A 21,532-nucleotide genomic window follows, 5' to 3' on the forward strand; every position below is an offset into this window, starting at 1 on the left:
ATACTATACGGGGGTATGATATAATGTTTTTATTGAGCACAGATTTTTAAAAAAGGGGAAGGTTAATGGTGCAAGCCAAAAAATATATTCCACTAGCTATAAATGGAGGAATAGGCTTTGGAGCAAAACTCAAACCAAAGCAACTGGTTGTATTGGGAAATTATTTGGATGATGAAAAGGAAATAGAATTGACCACTTTACAACAACTTATTGTACAAATCCCAGAGGAAGAATTGGAAGAAGCCAAAAGGAATTTTGATGAAGTGGGATTGTATTATTATAAAGTAGGTAAATATGTAAAAAGTCTTCGTACATGCAACTTCTGTAAAGGAGAAGAAGCAGAGGGGATGCCTGTCGCTAAGGAATTAAATAGGCGCATTGCTGGTCAGGAAGTACCATTTACATTGCGTCCCGCTTATACCGGTTGTCCAATAGGCTGTGGGGAACCATTAATAAATGATATAGGCGTGATGAAAGATGAAGACAAGTATGAATTATATATAGGCGGTCTTTCCAAAGGAAGGAAGGCAAAACCAGGACAACTGGTTATAGGAGATCTTCATCCAGAGGAATTATATCATTTTGTAGAGCAAATTTTGGATATTTATCGGGAGAATGGTAAGAAAAGGGAGAAGTTTTATCGGTTTATAGACCGGTTTGGTATTGAACAAATAAAAGAAGAGATTGGGATTATTTGATATTATAAATTGCACTGGTATAGTTTTATTAAGAGGATTGAAAAACAATGCCCGCCCATACAATAATAATGGCAGGCATTGTTCTTTGTTTAAAGTTGGTATGATTATTGTTTATCATATCGCTGGCAGCCATTAATGATCGATAGTAGGTAAAGTAGTTAGTAAAATACCTCTTCCAATCAAGGCAGGTTATACGACAATGAAGGTATTTGTTCAGAACGAAGCATTTTGGTATGCACAATAGAGATGTTCATAAAAATACCATTATATATGCATACTTTCTTGAAAATTACAGGTTATTATTTAATGAATGATTGTATTAATATTAATATATCCTTTGGAGGTGCTTACTTATAGAATGGAGATTAATGTTGTACTGCTTATTTGTCCAATAATGATGATATTTATGGTGAAAGGACATAATCATGGAGGGCATCATAGTCATGGTTGACATCACAACATTAATTACCATGAAAAAACAAAAAGAATCTAATAAGGAATATAAGAAAACATACTATTTTGATTAAAATGCTGTTGGATAAAGGGGGAATACTGCTTTTCTTAAACTGTACCATGAATTTTATTGACAGATTGAAATTTAACTGAGACTCAATGGTATAATACAAGATGAAAACCTAAGTATTATATAGGAGCTGATATAATTGAATAAAAAAATTATGATGATTATAGGGATTGCTGTTGTTGCACTTATAGCATTATTTGTATTGACTGATAGAAATAATACTGCTAATCAAGATATAGAGGAAGTACAAGATATTAAAAAGCTGGTAGATGATTATACATTAGGTAACGTACAAGCCGAAAACGCTTCGGTTACATCCAAAGAACTAATAGTAACCGAAAATGATGGCAGTGAGTCAGTCTATGAAATGCCTGAAGACGAATTTTTTGTATCTATTGCACCATACGAAGAGCAAACACATCCTTGTGCGGATCATAGCCTAACCGGCTGTCAGGGTGAGATGGTAGAAGAAGACTTTGAAGTTTATATTGAAGATGAGGAAGGTAATATCGTTGTGGATGAAACCATAACGTCTCAAGAGAACGGATTTATTGATCTATGGCTGCCACGTAACAAAAACTATAACGTTACGATTTCAAATGCAGAAAAAACTGCGGAATCTAATTTTTCCACATTTGAAGGAGATATCACTTGTATTACTACAATTCAATTAACAGATGAAGTTAGTGCTTAAAAAAGATCGATGCTTAAACCCACTTGCTTTGATATACGCTTACGAAATAACAACTTATTTCGTAAGCGTTTTTTATTGAATGATTTGAAACACTACAGTAAACGCCATTAATGAGTTGTTATTATTAATCTTAGCCTGGTGAAATTACGGAGGAAGCACTACTCACGAAAGAACAAACCTATATAATAGTGACAGGTTTTTGAAAAAATCACAGTTAGGTTGACAAAAATCGTTTACAGTTGTAAACTTAATTTATAAGACGATTACAGTTGTAAACGAGGTGGGCTTTAATGATCCTAGAAGACAAATCTAAAATTACGGATTCAGAATGGGAAGTGATGCGGGTTGTTTGGACATTAAAAAAAGTAACCAGCAGGGAAATTAGTGAAGTATTAGAAGAGAAGAAAGACTGGAAACCAGCAACGACGAAAACTTTTATTGGTCGCTTAGTAAAAAAAGGGATGCTGAATACAGAGGCAAAAGGCAATCGTTACCTTTATACTGCAACAGTCAGTGAAGATGAAAGTCTAAAAAATGTTACAGATGAATTATTTGAACACATCTGTAGTAAGGAAGTGGGAAAAACCATTGCTGACTTGATTTCGGAGGCAACTTTAAGTCATGAAGATGTGGAGATGTTAACAGAAGTCTTGAAGAATAAGAAAAATGAGGCTGTAGAGGAAGTGGAATGTAATTGTATTCCAGGTCAATGTCATTGTCAGGAACATCATCATATAAAACATCATTAAAATAAGGAGTGTATATCAATGGAAAAGGTAACTTTAAATGTAACCGGAATGAGTTGTGGTTCTTGTGTAATCAAAATAGAATCGGCACTGCAGCAACTTAAAGGCGTTGAAAAAGCAACAGTCAATTTAAAAAAAGGATTGGTAAAGGTAAAGCATGATGATACCACTCAAACGTTAAATAAGTTAATAGACACAATTCGTGATACAGGTTATGAGGCGGAGTCCGCAAATTAAATGGGGGTGAGATAAATGTCAACAAAAACATTAAACATTGAAGGAATGACCTGTGCTTCTTGTGCACAAACAGTTGAAAAAACTACTCAAAAACTGCAAGGTGTTACAGAATCGAATGTTAACCTGGCAACAGAAAAACTAAACATAAATTTTGATGAAAATGCCGTGTCCATGCAGGATATTCAAGCAGCTGTTGATAAAGTAGGTTATAAAGCGACACCGGCGGATACCGAAGATAAAACATTTGCTATTACGGGCATGACCTGTGCTTCTTGTGTCCAAACCGTTGAAAAAGCAACAAGAAAGCTAGATGGTGTTTTGCAGTCAAACGTAAATTTAGCTACAGAAAAAATGAATATTCAATATGATGCTTCTGCAGTTTCGATTTCTGATATTCTGGATGCTGTTTCAAATGCCGGATATGAAGCACATGAAGATATAGCTTCATCTGAATCTGTAGATGAAGATCGAGAACAAAAACAGAAAGCAATTAAAAATCTTTGGAAAAGATTTTTAATATCCGCTTTATTTACTGCACCCCTACTATATATTGCGATGGGTCATTTGGTAGGTGCACCATTGCCTGGAATTATTGACCCAGTCGTTAGCCCAGAAGGATTTGTGATTATACAGTTTATACTAACGTTACCTGTAGTCTTCGTGAGTAGAAGCATTTATTCTTCTGGTTTTAAAACACTATTTCGCGGTCACCCAAATATGGACTCTTTAATTGCTGTTGGAACAGGTGCAGCATTCATATATGGTATATTTGCTGCAATTATGATTTTTGCAGGAAACGTAAGCTTTGCAGATGATCTATATTTTGAAACAGCAGCGGTAATATTAACCTTAATTACATTAGGGAAATATCTAGAAACATTAACAAAAGGAAAAACATCAGAGGCAATTAAGAAATTAATGGGTCTTGCACCTAAAACTGCGATTGTCGTAAGAAATGGGCAAGAACTGGAAATATCAATCGATGAAGTGATAGTTGGTGACACAATCATTGTTAAGCCAGGAGAAAAAATGCCTGTTGATGGTATTGTTATTGAAGGTATGACTGCAGTAGATGAATCGATGTTAACTGGTGAAAGTATCCCAGTAGAAAAAACAATTGGGGATAACATTATTGGAGCAAGTATCAATAAAAATGGAACCATTCAATATGAAGCAACAAAAGTAGGAAAAGACACTGCATTGTCTCAAATAATTAAGTTAGTAGAGGATGCTCAAGGGTCAAAAGCGCCTATTGCAAAAATGGCAGATGTGATCTCAGGATACTTTGTTCCAATTGTAATTGGGCTTGCTATTTTGGCGGGTTTAGTATGGTATATAAGTGGTCAACCAGTGCTTTTTGCCTTAACTATTTTTATCACAACATTGGTTATCGCATGTCCATGTGCTCTTGGTTTAGCGACACCAACATCCATCATGATTGGAACTGGTAAGGGTGCGGAGAACGGTATATTGATTAAAAGTGGTGTTTCCCTGGAAACAACGCATAAGCTCCAAACAATTGTTTTTGATAAAACTGGAACCATTACAGAAGGTAAACCAAAAGTAACGGATGTTGTAGTTGCAAATGGTATTTCCGAGGATGAATTATTAATGTTAGCGGCATCAGCAGAAAAGGGTTCTGAACATCCTTTGGGAGAAGCAATTATTAAAGGAGCAGAGGATAAGGAACTGGATCTTTTGAAAATGAATAGCTTTAATGCTATACCTGGTCACGGTATTGAAGTGACCATTAAAGATAAAAACATGTTATTGGGAAATAAAAAACTGATGGATGATCGCAACATTTCCCTGGATAATTTAGCTGCTAGGTCAGATGAATTAGCTAATGAAGGAAAAACACCAATGTATATAGCGATAAACGATCAAATAGCAGGGATTATTGCTGTAGCAGATATCGTAAAAGAAAACAGCTTAAAAGCCATTGAAAAACTTCACCAAATGGGGATTGAGGTTGCCATGATAACTGGTGATAACAAACGTACTGCTGAAGCAATTGCTAAGCAGGTTGGTATCGACAGGGTCTTAAGTGAAGTGTTGCCAGAAGATAAAGCGAACGAAGTAAAAAAACTTCAGGATGAAGGCAGAAAAGTAGCTATGGTCGGAGACGGAATTAACGACGCACCGGCTCTTGCCCAGGCAGATGTAGGTATTGCCATTGGATCTGGTACGGACGTGGCCATGGAGTCAGCTGACATTGTTCTCATGAGAAGCGATCTAATGGATGTTCCAACAGCCGTAAAATTAAGTAAATCTACGATTAGAAATATCAGGCAAAACTTATTCTGGGCGTTTGCCTATAACACGGCAGGTATTCCAGTTGCCATGGGTGCATTATTCCTGTTCGGAGGACCGCTAATGAGCCCGATGTTTGCAGCTGCAGCAATGAGTTTTAGCTCGGTATCTGTATTATTAAACGCATTAAGATTAAAACGATTTAAACCTTCTACAATTTAGAAGGATTAAAAATAAATTTAAAGTTCATGAGAGGGGAAATTTATTATGCAAAAAAAATTAACGATTGAAGGTATGACTTGTGATGGATGTGCAAATAGTGTACAAAAACATTTACAAGCTATTGATGGAGTGGAAAAAGCTACAGTGAATCGAGAAACTAAAAGTGCAGTGATTAAAGGGCAAAATGAAGTAAGTGATAATGAAATCCACGATTCACTTGATGGCTTAAAATATAATGTTGTAGATATTAAAGATGCCTAACCATTTATAAGTTTAAAGGGCAGCCTTCTTATTGGAGTTCAATAAGAAGGCTGTCATGCTACTCATATGAACATTGCTATTATTTTAAACAATATCTTGATCTGCCAGTAAAACACCATCCTTTATAAATAAGTAAAACCTCATTACTTACAAAAAAACTATCCAGAACATAACTTTCATACATATACATGGTCGTGATTAATTAACTCTACAAAATCCCGATCTTCAGTACACAGTAATATTCCTTAGGTACTATTAAGCACTTTGGGAAGTCATTCATGTTCATAAAATTGCCAATCTAAATCGATATTTTCTTCATAAATTTGCTTTATTATAAAAATACAATAGAGAGGTACCGGGAGGGGTTACCTATGAAAAATAATGAAATTTTGATTAGGTTAAAAAGAGCTGAAGGTCAACTAAGAGGTATTCAGAAAATGGTTGAAAATGATCGGTACTGGATGGATATTGTGCAGCAAATATTCGCTGTACAATCTGCAACAAAAAGTGTAGGAATCATCCTGTTGGAGGGATATTTAAGAGAGAGCATTGTAAATGCAATTGATCAGGGAAATGGAGATAAAGAAACCCAGGAAATCATCCTGGTTGTGAAACAATTTGTTAAGTAAAATGACAAGAGCAGAAATCGTTTTGTGCTGCCAAAAAGGATTAGGGATTACCAGTGGTAACTGAAAGTAAATTGTATAGGAGAATATGCTTTTTGAAATATAGAATTAGTAAAAGTTTTTTCATTTGAACTTTTGGAGGTGATTTTTTGGGATGGGGATTGCTATTATTACTTCTAATCTGTCCAATCATGATGATGTTTATGATGAAAGGACATAATCATGGAAGCCAGCGCAACCATGGCAAACATGATGATAATCACACAAACGAAATAGTGCAACTATCTAATGAAGTTGGAAGAATGGACAGTTATAAAGTTAAACAACTTGAGGGAGAACTGGATTTGTTAAAGAGACAAAATGAATCACTGCAGCAGGAGTTAAACAAGCATTGACAGGTGTGTATATATAAAGCTGATTTAATTAGAAGTAATATGCACACCTGGAATAAACGCTTTCTACTGAAAGCTTAGGAAGGGGAGATTTTTTATGGTGTCAAACAGACGAGAATTTCTCAGTAAGTCACTAAAAGGAGCAGCTGGATTATTTGCTGTTTCTATATTACCTATAAGCCTCGCTGCCTGTAATAATGATGAAAAAAGTATTGATACGAGCACAATGGCAAATCTTGGTCCTTTAGAAGAGTTGGAAAAGGGAGAATTCCCGAAAAAAGTTTCCTATAAGGTGACCATACAAGATGCTTGGTACGAGCAGGAAAGGGAAGGGTTTGTGTACATCAATAAAAACAAGGAAGAAAATTCGTTGCTCATTATGTCTCCAATTTGTACCCATCTAGGCTGTATAGCAGGAGATGCTGATATGGAAATGAAAAATGAAGGTGTCCAATTTTATTGCCCATGTCATGACGGTCAATATGATGAATACGGAATCAATATCGGTGGCCCACCGCCTAGACCATTAGATACGTTTGATTCTTATATACAGGATGGCAATGTATATATTTCCATTCTTAATCCCGTAGAAAGAGAGAATTCAAATAGTTAGATTTATAAAACGATAGAAAGCTTACTCTATAATATATTTCAATTTAGACAATAGATCGGGGAAGATTTTATGTTGGATGTAAAGATGGAAGGGGAATTAGCAATTATTGATGTGCGTAAACAGGCTTTGAAAAAAGAACATCCAGGTGATAAAGTGCTTGAATTCATTGACCAAGCGCATGTTGGTATAGTTTTTGAAATTCACGTACCTCACAAAGCGCAACCCTTAGTTGAAAAAATAGAAGAGATGGGTCTGAAAGTGTCTACGAACAAACTAGAAGAAGATCATTATTATTTAACTGCAACAAAGTAAATTGAATTGTAATTTTTAAACAGTTCTTCATTTTTTTAAGCATCCGAGTAACTGCTTTTTATAGTATACTTTTTAGGAGGATATAATCTAAATAACCCTGCACTTCCAGTGCAGGGTCGTTTAGTAGTTTTTCTTCATCTCGAAACAATAATCCACTTTTTCCTCGTAATTTCTATTAAAAATGGGAAAATAGTCATTTATTGTACAAAACTCCGGATATCTTATGGCTCTTGCTTGCTTTTATTCCTCATTTTTTATTTTAAAATCGAGATTTCTGACAACATGTTATTGAAACAATCGTTATATGACATAATATTTCAAAACCCTCTATTTTGAAACATAAACGTAATGTAAAATCAGCAAAAAATCGACAATTTTATTGTTATAATGATAAAGAATTATTCAGGGAGCCTGAATGTAAGATTCTGCGTTGTTTTTTCAAAATACATAGAAAGGAACTGATATCTCAGATTTACAACATTATTGGCATTTGGGAAGTGTTATAAGTGTCCGCAATTTTTTAAAAGTTTAGTTGAATTATAGGAAACCACAAAATGGAAAATTTTATAGAGAGGCAAGGAATGCTTTACTTACCTAAAAATAAAAACAAACAGGACAGAGTTTAGATTCTTCGTCCTTTCAAAATCAATAGAAACAAAACTTATTAGAGAAAAAAAGTTATCCAGGGAAAGGGGAATGCGAGTTAATGAAGAGATTTGTTCCAGTTATGCTTACGGTAGTTCTTGCAATTACTATAGGAGCATTTCAAACAGATATGGTGAAGGCGGAATCCACTGACAGTTTAAATCAAAAGATTAGCGAACTGGAAAAAGAAAGACAGGAATTGGAGAATCAAAGAGATGACATAAAAAGCAACAGGGATGAAATCCAAGGGAATATTGATGAAAATTTAAGTGAACAGAGTAACGTTGAAAAAGAGATTAATGACATTAATCACAGTCTTCAGGAAACAACAAAAAACATAGAAGAAAAGGAAAATGAAATTACAGACACGAATAATAGACTGCAAGAATTAGCAGATAGAATAGAAGAATTGAATGATCAAATCAAGGTTCTTGAGAATAGAATTGAAAAGCGGGATGAATTACTAAAAGACAGGCTTCGCTCCATTCAAAAAAGCGGTGGCAGTATGAATTACATAGAAGTAATCCTTGGTTCTCAAAGTTTTGGTGATTTTATTAGCAGAGCTACTGCAGTTAACACCATTATGGATCAGGACAAATCAATCATGGAAGCGCAGACCAGGGATAAACAAGAACTGGAAGAAAATAAAATTGAAGTAGAAGCAAGCAAAGAAGAAGTGGAAGAGAAAAAACTTGTTCTTGAAGAGCAAAAAGATGAGCTGGTTGCATTAGTGGCTCAACTTGATGAGCAGATGGCAGAAAAAGAATCATTAATGGCACAGCTGCAGGAAGAGTATGAAAGCCTGGAAGAGGAAATGCTTTCTTTAGAGGAAGAGCAGGAACTTATAGCCGCACAAGCTGAAGCAGTAGAAAAATCAAAACAGCTTGCTGAATCGGAAAAAAGCAATTTGGAACAAAAGGCGAAAGAAGAAGCTGACCAGCGGGTACAAGCCACCAGCACAGGCGGCGGGGATGCGATCTTTATTTGGCCTGCATCCGGAACTTTCACATCTGATTTTGGAAATCGCACACATCCGGTTTACGGAACACAAAGATTGCATGGTGGCGTTGATATAGCGGCTCCTATAGGAACGCCGGTAAAAGCAGCCGCATCCGGTGTGGTGAGTTCTGCTGGTACTATGGGCGGCTTTGGAAATGCAATTTTGATTACACATACGATTGGTGGACAAACGTATACAACTTTATATGCACATTTAAACAGTATTTCTGTATCTGCAGGTCAAACTGTTAGCCAGGGACAAAATATTGGAGAAATGGGAAATACTGGAGTATCTACTGGGCCGCACTTACACTTTGAGGTTCATCCTGGAGGATATAAAAATCCGCAGAATCCACTTCAGTATTTACCTTAATAAATGATCACAGCAATAAAGAGAAAGGCATTACCCTTTTCATGGGATAATGCCTTCTTCTTTTATTCTGTCTTTCATTTTATAAATGTTACACTAAAACCATAGTATCTACTTCATCTTTTCAAATTCTTCAACCATTAATTCATAGTTCAAGGCCCCAAGGGCTTTATATTGAATGCGACCACTTGAATCAATCATATACGAAGTAGGAATTGGCTGGATTCGGTATAAATTACCTACCTTCGTATCTGTATCTAATAAGACTGGAAATGTTATTCCAAAATCAGCAATAAAATTTTCTACATTTTCTTTACTACTTTCTGTCTCCACTAAATTGACTGCTAAAATAACAACATCTTTATTTTCATAAAACTTTTGCATGTCCGGCATCTCCGTTCGACAAGGTGGACACCAGGCAGCCCAAAAGTTCAACATTACACGTTGCCCACGAAACTCAGATAACTTAATGGTTTCTCCGTCTAATGTAGTAAGTTCAAAATCTGGTGCCATATCTCCAACTTGAAGGCCTATGGAGTCGAAATCTTCAATTTCTTCGTTGCTCGGGGTGGTACTTGTCTCTTCGGAAATTTCATATTCATTTGTTCCAGAAGTAGCAGCATCATTTGAATTACTTGTCAAGTCATAAATAGCCCAAGAAAACATTCCTGCTATGATCAAAATAATTATTGTTTTCTTCATTTTTAATGCCTCCATTTATTATCCTAAATTAATCAACCATGTATCTTTTATTAAATCGAACATGAATGCGGATATTCGAGTCATTTGACCTGTAAATAAAAGCAAACCCATCGCAATCATAATTACCCCGCCCATTTTCATCAGAGCTTGACTATAGCGCACAATCCATTTTGTTGAACCGATAAAAAAGGTAAGCGTAAGAAATGGTAATGCAAAGCCAATGACGTACATACCTGTGTAAAGCATACCTTGATTAGGGTTACTTGCTGCTAGAAATAATATTGCAGCAAGTATTGGTCCAATACACGGTGTCCAGCCTGTAGCAAAACCGACACCTACAAAAGTAGTCCCAACATAACCAGCAGGTTTTTTTGCAAATCGAAAGCGTCTTTCCTTCATAAAAAAAGTTATATTAAGCCAGCCAGCAACGAACAGACCCATTATAATTATAAAAATTCCTGCGATTCGCTGAATAAAAATTCCTAGACCTCCCGTTAGAATACCTTGAACCCACTGGCCTAAAAATGACGCACCAGCACCTAAACTAATAAACACCAACGAAACTCCTATTAAAAAGAAAACAGAGTGAATTAATAACTTGCTGCGAACCTTTATATTATGATTACCTTCCAGCTCTTTCACACTTACCCCAGTTATATATGATAAGTATGCTGGATAAAGTGGTACTGTACAAGGATTTAAAAACGAAAGCATCCCTGCACCAAACGCTAGCCATAATGTAAGATCAGCTGCCTCAGTCATCATGATTCCCACTTTCTATAGTTTTTAATAAATAATATGAAACAGAATATCAAAATAAGATCCATAAACCATGAAGACATCATATATCCAAATACTTTTGTAAACGGGCTAGTAAAAAATATAGCCCATAATAAAACATACTATGATGATAGTAATTTAAAAGCTGTTCTCATTGTAATCCTCCAAATTGTATAATGATTTTATCCTTAATAATATAGGGTAAATATGAAGATTTAATGGAGATGAGTATACTGAACAGGGTGCAGTTATTCGATTGATAATGTTTATTATGACTATTTTAGCCCTAATCATGCATGTTCAATAATCACAAGCAATGCACGTTAATTTATCAACCATTACATTATCACTGGACGCCTGAATCCGTAACAAGTAACCCAAGGTAACTGTTTAAATTGTGATGAAGCCATAGCAGAAATTTGTATAGCCTTTTTACATCCATTTGTGGTGTTACAATAAAGTCGTTTAATTACAAATAAAGTTGTTCAATTTACAATAAAGTTGTTTAAAAATTATGCGCGTTTGATTATATTAAAGATATTTGAACGCGCTGTTCTATGGAAATAATGTTCTTTACTTGGAAAAATAATTGTTTACTTTGGAATAAAGTTCTATACTGAAGACGATTGCCATTGTGCCGCAATCGGGCCATATTCTGGAATAACTTTTTCAAATAAATAAATAAAAAGTTGAAGAAGAATTAGGGTACATACCCCGATTCTTCTTTTTATTTTTCATTCAAATATTCACTTGACTAATAAGCTTAAAATAGTTTACACTATATTCAAGTAAAAACTTGAATGATGATGGGGTGGTAATATGAGTAAGAAAGATACGTGTGAAATTTTTTGTTATGACGAAGAAAAGGTTAATCGAATACAAGGGGATTTAGAAACAGTTGATATTTCTGGTGTTACCCAAATGTTAAAGGCAATTGCTGATGAAAACAGAGCAAAAATCACCTACGCTTTGTGTCAGGATGAAGAGTTATGTGTTTGTGATATAGCAAATATCTTAGGTGTTACGGCAGCAAATGCTTCTCATCATTTACGAACGCTTTATAAGCAAGGTGTTGTCAACTTAAGAAAAGAAGGAAAACTCGCTTTCTATTCGTTAGATGATGAACATATTAGGCAGATAATGATGATCGCCTTAACACATAAGAAAGAAGTGAAGGTCAATGTCTGAACAAAAGATAGAACCAATGGAAGAAGAAATGAACGTCTATCGGGTCCAGGGATTTTCATGTGCAAATTGTGCAGGTAAATTTGAAAGAAATGTTAAGGATATTCCAGGAGTAGAGGATGCAAAAGTCAATTTTGGTGCTTCCAAAATCTCTGTTTATGGTGAGACAACTGTAGAAGAATTAGAAAAAGCAGGTGCTTTTGAGAATCTTAAAGTAGCTCCAGAAAAAACCAGGCGGCAAGCTCCGATTGAGGTTAAAAAAGATAAAAATGTTTATTTTGTTGAAGGATTCTCATGCGCGAACTGTGCAAGAAAGTTTGAGAAGAATGTTAAGAATTTACCGGAAGTTCAAGATGCGAAAGTCAATTTTGGAGCATCTAAAATTTCCGTATATGGTGAAACGACTGTAGAGGAATTAGAAAAAGCAGGTGCTTTTGAGAATCTTAAAGTGGTACCTGAGAAATCCTCAGAAGAACCGGGTGAGGAAAAAAAAGAACAGGAAGACAAAGTACCATTTTATAAAAAGCACAGTACGCTGCTTTATTCGGTATTATTTATAGCTTTCGGTTTTCTTTCCATGTCCGTTAATGGGAATGATAATATTGTTACTGCACTGCTATTTATTACATCAATGATTGTTGGTGGGCTATCACTCTTTAAAACAGGATTGCAAAATTTAGTTCGGTTAGAGTTTGATATGCGGACCCTTATGACAATTGCCGTTATCGGCGGCGTTATTATAGGGGAATGGGCAGAAGTTGCGATTGTTGTCATTCTCTTTGCCCTTAGTGAAGCCTTAGAACGGTTCTCGATGGATCGAGCAAGACAATCAATTAGTTCATTGATGGATATTGCCCCCAAAGATGCACTTGTGAGACGAAATGGACAGAAAATAAAGGTTCATGTCAATGATATCGAGATTGGCGATATTATGCTTGTTAAGCCAGGGCAAAAGATTGCGATGGATGGCATTATTGTTAATGGCTACTCTGCCATTAACCAAGCAGCAATAACAGGTGAGTCGGTTCCTGTTGAAAAAACTGTCGAAGATGAAGTCTTTGCAGGTACGCTTAATGAAGAAGGATTGCTTGAAGTAAAAATCACAAAATTGGTTGAAGATACAACGATTTCTAAAATTATTCATCTTGTTGAGGAAGCGCAAGGCGAGCGTGCGCCAGCCCAAGCTTTTGTTGATAAGTTTGCAAAATATTATACTCCTATCATTATGATTATTGCAGCGCTAGTTGCTGTGGCCCCCCCTCTCTTTTTTGATGGAAGTTGGGAAACATGGATTTATCAAGGTTTAGCTGTTCTTGTCGTTGGTTGCCCTTGTGCGTTGGTTATTTCTACTCCAATATCCATTGTCTCTGCAATAGGAAATGCTGCGAAAAAAGGTATCCTTGTAAAAGGTGGCGTTTACCTAGAAGAAATCGGTGGATTGAAGGCTATCGCTTTTGATAAGACAGGTACCCTCACCAAAGGTGTTCCTGTTGTAACAGATTATAGCGTAATCGAAGATCAAACAGATGAACAAGGACTGCTGTCAATCATAACTGCATTAGAATATCGTTCCGGGCACCCATTAGCGTCAGCGATTATGAATAAAGCTGACAGTGATAATATTTCTTATTCTGACATACTCGTAGAAGACTTTTCTTCAATTACGGGCAAAGGGATAATGGGTAAGATAAATGGGAAGATGTATTATATTGGAAATCCGAAATTATTTAAAGAGTTATCGGTATCTAATTTTAGTAAGGCAATAGAACAGGATGTTGCAACACTTCAGAAGCAAGGAAAAACAGTTATGGTCGCAGGGACAGAGGATAAGATTGAAGCTATTATTGCTGTTGCAGATGAAGTGCGGGAATCAAGCAAGGAAGTTATTCAAAAGTTACATCAAGCAGGAATTCAAAAAACGGTTATGCTTACAGGTGACAATCATAGCACTGCAAATGCGATAGGTGAACATGTCGGCGTAACGGATGTTCAATCAGAGTTATTACCACAGGATAAATTGGATGTAATTAAACAATTAAAATCGGAGCATAACCATGTTGCTATGGTGGGGGATGGTGTCAATGATGCTCCGGCCTTAGCAGCTTCTACAGTTGGGATAGCCATGGGTGGAGCTGGTACTGATACAGCACTTGAAACGGCAGATGTTGCTTTAATGGGTGATGATTTAAGGAAACTTCCCTTTACTGTTAAACTGAGCCGAAAAACGTTAAATATTATCAAGGGGAACATAGCTTTTGCCATTGCTATTAAATTCATTGCCTTACTTCTAGTCATTCCGGGCTGGTTAACACTTTGGATTGCTATTCTCTCGGATATGGGTGCAACTCTTTTAGTAGCGTTAAATGGTTTAAGGCTTATGCGCGTGGATGAAGATGAATAGGTTTAAGAGGTCTAAAACAGAAAAATAAATCACGCCTGCCAATAAATTTTTTAGTATATCTATATAAATTTGCATTTAAGGGCTTTTCAATTTGAAGAAAAGCCCTTATCCCTAAACATTGGAGTTGGAAAAATGATTACAACAATACTTACAGCTGCTGCGGTTTATGTAGCGACAGGAATTGATTATCTCGTTATATTAATTCTATTGTTTTCGCAAATAAAAAAAGGTCAGGCAAAACATATTTGGATAGGACAATATATAGGGACTGCAATTATTATAGGAGCAAGTCTTTTAGTTGCTCTGGGGGTTGCAAATTTAATTCCTCAACAATGGGTTATAGGACTACTTGGACTTTTACCACTTTACTTAGGTGTAAAAATATGGATTAAAGGGGAAGAGGATGAAGATGAAAGTAGCATTTTATCCTTATTTTCCTCAGGCAAATTTAATCAATTATTTTTGACGGTAACTTTCATTGTATTAGCTTCCAGTGCGGATGATTTTTCCATTTATATACCGTACTTTACGGCGTTAAATATGATTGAAATCATTGTTGCTATTATTGTTTTTTTCATTATGGTTGGAGTTTTATGCTATGTCAGCTATCGCTTAGCTTCCATAGATTTGGTGTCGGAAAAAATTGAGAAATATGAACGTTGGATAGTTCCTATCGTATTTATAGGGTTAGGGTTATATATTATGTATGAGAACGGTACGATAAGCACGCTATTTTCCCTTTTATAAAGTATTGAATCCCTAATTGGAGGTTTCCATGGAATACGATATCATTATAGTTGGCGGAGGGCAAGCAGGGTTAGCTATGGGGTACGCATTAAAAAAGAAAAATAAGCGTTTTACAATTCTTGATGAAAACGAATCGGCAGGTGAATCTTGGCGAAAACGCTATGATTCTTTGCAGTTGTTTACTCCAAGGAATTACAGTCAATTACATGGATTCTCGTTAAAAGGAAAACCGGATGGATTTCCGCTAAAGAACGAAGTTGTAGATTACCTGGAGCGTTTTAAAGAAGAAAACGATTTACCTGTGAACTACAATCAAAAAGTTATAAAACTCTCACAAGAGAATGACCAAAAGTTCCTGGTGTTTACTCAAAATCAAAGGTATACAGCAAAACATATTGTGATTGCTACTGGAGCTTTTCATCATCCTTTTATTCCAAAAATACATGATAATTCGATTTCTTTTATGATTCATGCATCTGATTATAAAAACCCTTCACAAATTCCTGAAGGAGAGGTTTTAATTGTCGGTGCTGGAAACACAGGTATTCAAATTGCTGCAGAACTCAGCCGAACTCACTCTGTTTTGCTTGCTAAAAGTAAGCCGATAAAAAGATTACCTCAAAGCATTGCAGGTAGAAGTATATTTTGGTGGTTTGAATTTTTGAGGGTGTCTAAAGCAAATTCTGATTCAATGCTAGGGAAGTTCCTTCAAAAGAGAGATCCAATTATAGGGAATGATTATGAGATTGTTAAAAAGCATGTTGAGATTTTGGGACGTGTCAAGAGTGTAAATGATGGTCAAGCATACTTTCAGGGTTCGTTTCCAAAGAAAGTGTCATCAATTATTTGGGCAACTGGGTATCGTAATGATTATTCATGGATTGATATTGATGGGGTCACCAATGAATATGGAATCCCCATTCATCGTTATGGAATCACAAACAAAAAAGGACTCTATTTTATTGGTTTGAGCTGGCAAAGTAAAAGAAGTTCAGCATTAATTTATGGTGTGAGTGATGATGCTAATAGGATTGCTAAAAAAATTGTACAATGATTTAATCTTACCTTTAGATTTTCAGATGAAAATCCTCACCATTCAACAATACCAGCTAATAACTGTCAACATTTAAGGGTGAAGAAGTTCAAAAAAACATGTTACACTAAAATTGAGCACACCAAATAGCCTTCATGCTAAAACAAGAAGATTACAGAATGTTAGCAAAAAAATTACTTTATGATTGATCTACAAAAACTTCCTGATACTTTAACATGGCATGAATCCAATGAACGAGTTTATTGGCACAAGCAATCACTGCTACTTTATGGGGCTTGCCCTCGTTTCGTTTGCGATCATAAAAGCTGATAAGCTTCTTGTTTCGTTCTTTTGCTAGACCGCATTGCACAGCCGTATAAAGGGACTGACGTAATCTTGATGATCCCCTTTTCGTGATGCGGTTGATCGAGGATCTAAATTTGCCTGACTCAAAAACACTTGGGTCAAGTCCTGCATAGGCAGTCAATTGCTTGGCATAATGAAATTGATTGATGTCCCCAATTTCGGAAATGATTGTTGCTGCAATTTTATCTCCGATTCCAGGAATGGATTGGATCAATCTGTAGTCTTCAAAGGTCTGTGCCAGGGCATCTATCTCTTTTTTTAACTTGGATAGGTGCTCTTGATATTGAAAAAGCATTTGAATATACATACGCAAGCTGACTAGATGACCATGGCAAACAGGAGATTGAAAAGGATTACGTTCTGCCGCATCTTTTAATTGAGAAGCTTTATCCAAAAACCAAGTTTGGGAACGTCTCGCTCCGAATTGACGCATTTCATCAGCCAACGTCTCTTGAGAAACCTTGTGAATATCTGTTGACGTTGGATAGTGCAGTAAGATGTTCAACGAGAGGTTGCCACAAAGATCACTAAAAACGCCATGATATTCTGGGAAAATCTGATCCAGAGCAGCCTGAAATTGAAGCTTGATTTCAACATAGCTGTCTGTTAACGCGCTGTGCTGTCTTGTCAAGAGACGCAGATTCAAGGCCGACTCTGTTTTCCTTTGATAGACCTCAAGGTCCTCTTTGTAGTACAGCTCTCCCAAATGAAACGCATCGATTTTGTCCGTTTTCACCTTACGCAGGCTCGTCCTTCTGGCCTCAAAGGAAACCACTGGATTGATTAAATAATACGTTATACCATGATTTTCAAGAAATTGAAGCACAGGCTCATGATAGTGTCCGGTAGATTCAAAGATGATAGCCGGAGGCTGACCCGAAACCCGTTCCACTTCTTGATAAAAACGATGAAATACGTGAAGCCCCTGTAGGTCGTGAGCAAATTTAAAGCTTTGCTTATAAGTTTGTTTCCTTTGTAAAAAAGCTTGGACCTGGCTTTCGCCTTTTGCGACATCCAGACCAATAACAGGATCCATATGAATCACAACTCCTTTAATAGATTCGCCGGTGCGCCCCTACATCACTTGTAGTGTCATAGCTTCGCTTGTTATGCGGGATCGTGTCCCAACTAGCCTCAAACATGTTTCTACAAGGAGGGGGTGGACAGTATTACGGACGGGATCAATGTCCCACGGGCGCGAGCGTCCTACCCCGGCTACCTTAAGCATAAAAACCCATTAAAATAAGGTCAACCAGTTCAATGACCGGCTGACCTTATAATACGATCGGGCGCGATTGTGGTGTTACTGATTGTATATAATGCCTTTATATTGATTGCGTCTTCTGTCCAAGTTTTGACTAGATTATTGACCACAGAATATAAAAAGAAGGGGAAGAAGGATAATATTTCCTTCTTCCCCTTCGTGTAAACTAGCACATTATCTCAGGTCCCTAATTTCAAATTAATACAGTGGAATATCTGAAGTAATGTGCTATTTTTCCCACTTTATTCCAGCTTTGGCAATAAATAATCACTTTATTTCTCTTCTGTTTTTTTATGAAAAAAGGATGCCTCTTAAAGGACATCCTCTTCTTTCAATAAATTTATGGACACTACTCTTACTTTATAAGCCTCAAACTCCCGAAGATTAAAAGCAACATCTTCAGTAAACTCCACAAACCACGAATTGTATTCAGTATAATCTTTTCCTATATTAACTTTCACATAATGATTCTGTATCTTTATTTCTATAGGCAATCCTTCGTACGCTACGTACTCCTCTTGATCAATCCATATTTTCCAGAAACCCATATGAAAAATCATAATACCTTCAACCATCATAAAGCCCTTTCCTCAGCTGCCAGACGGACGATTTCCTCATCAATTTGTTCTTTCTTCTGTTGTGCCCCGTACAAAAGGCAGTTCATTGTTAATGTATTGATGACACGCGGCCAGCCTTGTGATCGCAAAGCGATTGCTTCCAGGGCGGTGGAACTGAAAATCGGCATTCTGGATCCTGCCAGTTCTAAATGGTGCTCTATATACGCATACACATCCTCTTTACTTAATGGTTGAATTTGATACTTCATAATGATTCGTTGAGCCAATGGCCGGTGATGATTCAAATTCAGTCGTGTTTTTAAATGTGGTAGTCCGGCCAATATGAGAATAAATGGATTCGATGAATCCATCTGAAAATTAAAAAGTATTGCCAAATCCTGTAAAAAAGCATCTTTTGCCATATGCATCTCATCCAGTATAAAAACAGGGGTAACTTTACGTTCCTGCGCCATTTGTTCAATTCCTGATTGAATCTGGCGAAACAAATCTACTTTACGAAACTTTGGTTCTTCCCCCAAACCATAAGCGAGTCCCCGGTAAAAATCCATTACACCTCCGGTAGACAATGGAAAATAGACCACATGATATAACGCCGGATTAAGTGACTCCTTAAATGAACGCAGTGTAAATGTTTTCCCGGCACCCGGATCACCAATAATTAAACCAATGCCTTTGGACTTTTGTAAATATGACAACCCGTTTAACGCTTCTTGATAAATAGTGGATTCAAAAGCGTCGGCATGTTTCACATCCTTGAGAAATGGGGTTTTTGCCAGTGAATAAAAGGATTTATACATGAGCCGTTTCCTCCCCTTCATCTTCATCTGTTGTATCCGTGACAGCGAACGGAGATGGTAATGGCCCTCGTTTGACGTGCGCGTTATCTCCCATGGAAACCGGAATAGCTTCAGCCACTTGCTTTCCATCCTCAAATACATAAACTGCTTGATCATCAAGTCGAAGTTCAATCTTTTGCCCAATATATGCAGCGGGAACCTCATATAATTGCTTTTCTAACGTAATCGTTCCATCCAATTTCACTTTTCTCTCTGCTTTTTTTAAAAAAATTGTTTCTAATATGGATAGATCATCTAAAAATGTGATATGATCTAACTGTGAATGAAATATTTGATGGGGTGATTCTCCATCAAGTGAGGCGTGTGGCTTTCGGTGGTAATCCTCCTCCAGCCACCGCCCAAATCTTTTATTTAATTCTTCCAGAGAATGAGCCGGATCACTTTTTAATAACGGATAAAACCGTGTTTGTATTGTTTTGAATAGTCTTTCTATTTTCCCTTTGCTTTTTGGATCGTATGGTTGCGTATGCACCAGTGTGATCCCCAACTCCGCACAGGCATACTGCAGCGTTTCTGATCTATAAATCTTTCCGTTGTCCGCATAAATCATGGTTGGCTTTCCACGTCGCACTAGCGCTTCTTTTGTCACTTCTCTTAATCCATCAAACTTCTCGGAAGAGAAAAATTCGGCATATGGCACGATCCTGGAACAATCATCGATATAGGCGATTAGAAAGGTTTTCTTCATCTTCCCATCGATGGGTATATATGGTCCATGTGACAGGTCTGCCTGCCATAGCACATTGACTTTGTCATAGGCAAAACGCTTCCGTTCTTTTTCCGGGTGAAAGCTCATGTGATTCCTTCCGGCCAGGTTATGTTTTTTGAGTAATCGGTTAATGGTCGAATAGGATACCTCATGTTTATGAACCTCTCCGCGGTTAATCAGCTGTTCGTAAAACACACTGACCGGCATGTGAAAAAATTCTTCTTTTCTTATTTTGAGAATGTGATCCTTATCATCGGGAGAGAGTCGGCGAGAATTCCCGCGATCTGCCCGTCTTTTGGGCTTTAATGCTTCAAACCCATTTCTCCGATAATGAAGAAGCCATTCCTGCATCGTCTTAGCCGCAATTTTTCGTTCCCCGTAGTAAGGAACCTGGTGAACTTTCCCCTCCAATTCCTGAAAATATTCCTTTGGCTCCCTTTGCCCATTGAAAAGCGGGGCAATCAGGCCATAGCGAAATAAAGCAATTTCTTCCCGTGTTTTTTCATTCATGAATTTTTCCTCCTTTGAATAGAAGGACAACCGGTTATCCATTGCTTTTATTCTACCTTTTCCGACAAGAGATTCATAGGCAATATTTATGTGGGACTGATTTTATTTTTTTCAGGCGATAAATATGGTAAAATTAATTTGCCCATAAAATATGATGACAAATGACCCCAGGACCTTCGAAAGAAGGTGGATTCGCCTAAATCCAGGATCATTTTCACGTATTTTTGGGCTTCTTTTTTTATGTCCCGGGAAAACCCTAATTGATGCCCCTCGTCCACAAAAAAACTATGTATCCAAGGTAGCCTTTCTTTAAAACGCTTGAAGTGCTGGGCAAACTGCTGGCGACAACCATCCAATTTCTCCCCATCAATGATACGGTGTATATTATGAATGACCGTATCCAAGGTATGTTGAAAATACGGAATAAGAAACTCAGGAAGAATAGAAATGTTTACCTTACAAGCCAAACATCTCATTCGACATATCGGTATACACTGATCTGCCTCCCTATCAATTCCATAACGAAAATAATATCCGTTACGGTGCAGGTTGCCCTCAGCAATACAATTACAGCCGGGACACCTTTCATACCTTGGGAAATCATTATCTTTCCCCTCTAAAGCATAACCTTTAAGACTTTTTCCAAAATAATGTGGTATCATCATAAAAAACTCCCCCTTATAATATGCAAAAAATTTAGCACATTACTTCAGGGAAGTAAATAATTAATCTGGAGGAATTTGAATAGAATGCCCCTATTTCGGAGGGAATAAAGTGACGTTTTACACCCTTCGTTCAGTTAGCCAATT

At 36.8% G+C, this 21,532-nt stretch carries 23 protein-coding genes; 16 read left to right on the top strand and 7 right to left on the bottom strand.

Annotation, left to right across the window (positions count from 1 at the left end; translation table 11 throughout):
* Positions 1–65: 65 nt before the first annotated feature.
* From ACZ42C_RS03575 to ACZ42C_RS03630, 12 genes are all read left to right on the top strand, one after another.
* Positions 66–698: a nitrite/sulfite reductase domain-containing protein gene (locus ACZ42C_RS03575; RefSeq protein ID WP_461183479.1), complete on the top strand. Its 633-nt coding sequence runs from the start codon at positions 66–68 to the stop codon at positions 696–698.
* A 358-nt stretch (positions 699–1,056) separates the two neighbouring features.
* Complete coding sequence (locus ACZ42C_RS03580; protein ID WP_461183480.1) at positions 1,057–1,149, top strand: DUF2933 domain-containing protein; 93 nt, start codon at positions 1,057–1,059, stop codon at positions 1,147–1,149.
* A gap of 229 nt (positions 1,150–1,378) precedes the next feature.
* Positions 1,379–1,915, top strand: a complete 537-nt coding sequence (locus ACZ42C_RS03585; RefSeq protein WP_461183497.1) for a CueP family metal-binding protein — start codon at positions 1,379–1,381, stop codon at positions 1,913–1,915.
* A 290-nt stretch (positions 1,916–2,205) separates the two neighbouring features.
* Positions 2,206–2,664 carry a CopY/TcrY family copper transport repressor gene (locus ACZ42C_RS03590; RefSeq protein WP_461183481.1) on the top strand — a complete coding sequence of 153 codons (459 nt, stop codon included), beginning with the start codon at positions 2,206–2,208 and terminating at the stop codon, positions 2,662–2,664.
* 18 nt (positions 2,665–2,682) lie between these two features.
* Positions 2,683–2,898, top strand: a complete 216-nt coding sequence (locus tag ACZ42C_RS03595) for a heavy-metal-associated domain-containing protein (protein ID WP_461183482.1) — start codon at positions 2,683–2,685, stop codon at positions 2,896–2,898.
* Between the two features lie 15 nt (positions 2,899–2,913).
* Positions 2,914–5,373: a heavy metal translocating P-type ATPase gene (locus tag ACZ42C_RS03600; RefSeq protein WP_461183483.1), complete on the top strand. Its 2,460-nt coding sequence runs from the start codon at positions 2,914–2,916 to the stop codon at positions 5,371–5,373.
* A 45-nt stretch (positions 5,374–5,418) separates the two neighbouring features.
* Positions 5,419–5,634, top strand: a complete 216-nt coding sequence (locus ACZ42C_RS03605; RefSeq protein ID WP_461183484.1) for a heavy-metal-associated domain-containing protein — start codon at positions 5,419–5,421, stop codon at positions 5,632–5,634.
* Positions 5,635–6,005: 371 nt separating this feature from the next.
* On the top strand, positions 6,006–6,263 hold the full coding sequence (locus ACZ42C_RS03610) for a metal-sensitive transcriptional regulator (RefSeq protein ID WP_461183485.1): 258 nt from the start codon (positions 6,006–6,008) through the stop codon (positions 6,261–6,263).
* Positions 6,264–6,409: 146 nt separating this feature from the next.
* The gene (locus ACZ42C_RS03615) at positions 6,410–6,655 is read left to right on the top strand and encodes a DUF2933 domain-containing protein (RefSeq protein WP_461183486.1); all 246 of its coding nucleotides are present in this window, start codon (positions 6,410–6,412) and stop codon (positions 6,653–6,655) included.
* A 94-nt stretch (positions 6,656–6,749) separates the two neighbouring features.
* Positions 6,750–7,265 (top strand): QcrA and Rieske domain-containing protein, encoded by a 516-nt coding sequence (locus ACZ42C_RS03620; RefSeq protein WP_464891325.1) that lies wholly within the window; start codon positions 6,750–6,752, stop codon positions 7,263–7,265.
* A 69-nt stretch (positions 7,266–7,334) separates the two neighbouring features.
* Entirely contained in the window at positions 7,335–7,577 is a 243-nt protein-coding gene (locus tag ACZ42C_RS03625) for an amino acid decarboxylase (RefSeq protein WP_461183488.1), read from the top strand.
* A gap of 706 nt (positions 7,578–8,283) precedes the next feature.
* A complete protein-coding gene (locus ACZ42C_RS03630; RefSeq protein WP_461183489.1) occupies positions 8,284–9,594 on the top strand; it encodes a murein hydrolase activator EnvC family protein in 1,311 nt (436 codons plus the stop codon).
* Between the two features lie 108 nt (positions 9,595–9,702).
* Here the strand turns inward: ACZ42C_RS03630 and ACZ42C_RS03635 are convergent, their stop codons facing one another.
* Together ACZ42C_RS03635 and ACZ42C_RS03640 are read right to left on the bottom strand one after the other, a co-directional pair.
* Positions 9,703–10,293 (bottom strand): peroxiredoxin family protein, encoded by a 591-nt coding sequence (locus ACZ42C_RS03635; protein WP_461183490.1) that lies wholly within the window; start codon positions 10,291–10,293, stop codon positions 9,703–9,705.
* A gap of 18 nt (positions 10,294–10,311) precedes the next feature.
* Entirely contained in the window at positions 10,312–11,055 is a 744-nt protein-coding gene (locus ACZ42C_RS03640; RefSeq protein WP_461183491.1) for a cytochrome c biogenesis CcdA family protein, read from the bottom strand.
* An 837-nt stretch (positions 11,056–11,892) separates the two neighbouring features.
* On the opposite strand from ACZ42C_RS03640, the gene ACZ42C_RS03645 reads away from it, so the two are divergent.
* The 4 genes from ACZ42C_RS03645 to ACZ42C_RS03660 all read left to right on the top strand — a co-directional run bounded on the left by ACZ42C_RS03645 (position 11,893) and on the right by ACZ42C_RS03660 (position 16,460).
* On the top strand, positions 11,893–12,261 hold the full coding sequence (locus tag ACZ42C_RS03645; RefSeq protein WP_461183492.1) for an ArsR/SmtB family transcription factor: 369 nt from the start codon (positions 11,893–11,895) through the stop codon (positions 12,259–12,261).
* The gene (locus ACZ42C_RS03650) at positions 12,254–14,659 is read left to right on the top strand and encodes a heavy metal translocating P-type ATPase (RefSeq protein ID WP_461183493.1); all 2,406 of its coding nucleotides are present in this window, start codon (positions 12,254–12,256) and stop codon (positions 14,657–14,659) included. Before ACZ42C_RS03645 ends, ACZ42C_RS03650 begins: the two co-directional genes overlap by 8 nt.
* A 132-nt stretch (positions 14,660–14,791) precedes the next feature.
* Complete coding sequence (locus ACZ42C_RS03655; protein ID WP_461183494.1) at positions 14,792–15,406, top strand: CadD family cadmium resistance transporter; 615 nt, start codon at positions 14,792–14,794, stop codon at positions 15,404–15,406.
* Positions 15,407–15,434: 28 nt separating this feature from the next.
* A complete protein-coding gene (locus ACZ42C_RS03660; protein WP_461183495.1) occupies positions 15,435–16,460 on the top strand; it encodes a flavin-containing monooxygenase in 1,026 nt (341 codons plus the stop codon).
* Between the two features lie 178 nt (positions 16,461–16,638).
* Here the strand turns inward: ACZ42C_RS03660 and ACZ42C_RS03665 are convergent, their stop codons facing one another.
* The 5 genes from ACZ42C_RS03665 to ACZ42C_RS03685 form a co-directional block, all read right to left on the bottom strand.
* Positions 16,639–17,841 (bottom strand): IS110 family RNA-guided transposase, encoded by a 1,203-nt coding sequence (locus tag ACZ42C_RS03665; protein ID WP_461183496.1) that lies wholly within the window; start codon positions 17,839–17,841, stop codon positions 16,639–16,641.
* A 539-nt stretch (positions 17,842–18,380) separates the two neighbouring features.
* Positions 18,381–18,647 carry a hypothetical protein gene (locus ACZ42C_RS03670; RefSeq protein WP_461183787.1) on the bottom strand — a complete coding sequence of 89 codons (267 nt, stop codon included), beginning with the start codon at positions 18,645–18,647 and terminating at the stop codon, positions 18,381–18,383.
* On the bottom strand, positions 18,644–19,444 hold the full coding sequence (locus ACZ42C_RS03675) for an ExeA family protein (RefSeq protein WP_461183788.1): 801 nt from the start codon (positions 19,442–19,444) through the stop codon (positions 18,644–18,646). The genes ACZ42C_RS03670 and ACZ42C_RS03675 overlap by 4 nt, the downstream gene beginning before the upstream one ends.
* Positions 19,437–20,723 (bottom strand): DDE-type integrase/transposase/recombinase, encoded by a 1,287-nt coding sequence (locus ACZ42C_RS03680; protein ID WP_461183789.1) that lies wholly within the window; start codon positions 20,721–20,723, stop codon positions 19,437–19,439. The genes ACZ42C_RS03675 and ACZ42C_RS03680 overlap by 8 nt, the downstream gene beginning before the upstream one ends.
* Positions 20,724–20,809: 86 nt before the next feature.
* Positions 20,810–21,388, bottom strand: coding sequence for a hypothetical protein (locus ACZ42C_RS03685; RefSeq protein ID WP_464891285.1), 579 nt, complete (start codon positions 21,386–21,388; stop codon positions 20,810–20,812).
* Positions 21,389–21,532 lie beyond the last annotated feature (144 nt).

The sequence above is a fragment of the Virgibacillus kimchii genome, from assembly GCF_055379185.1.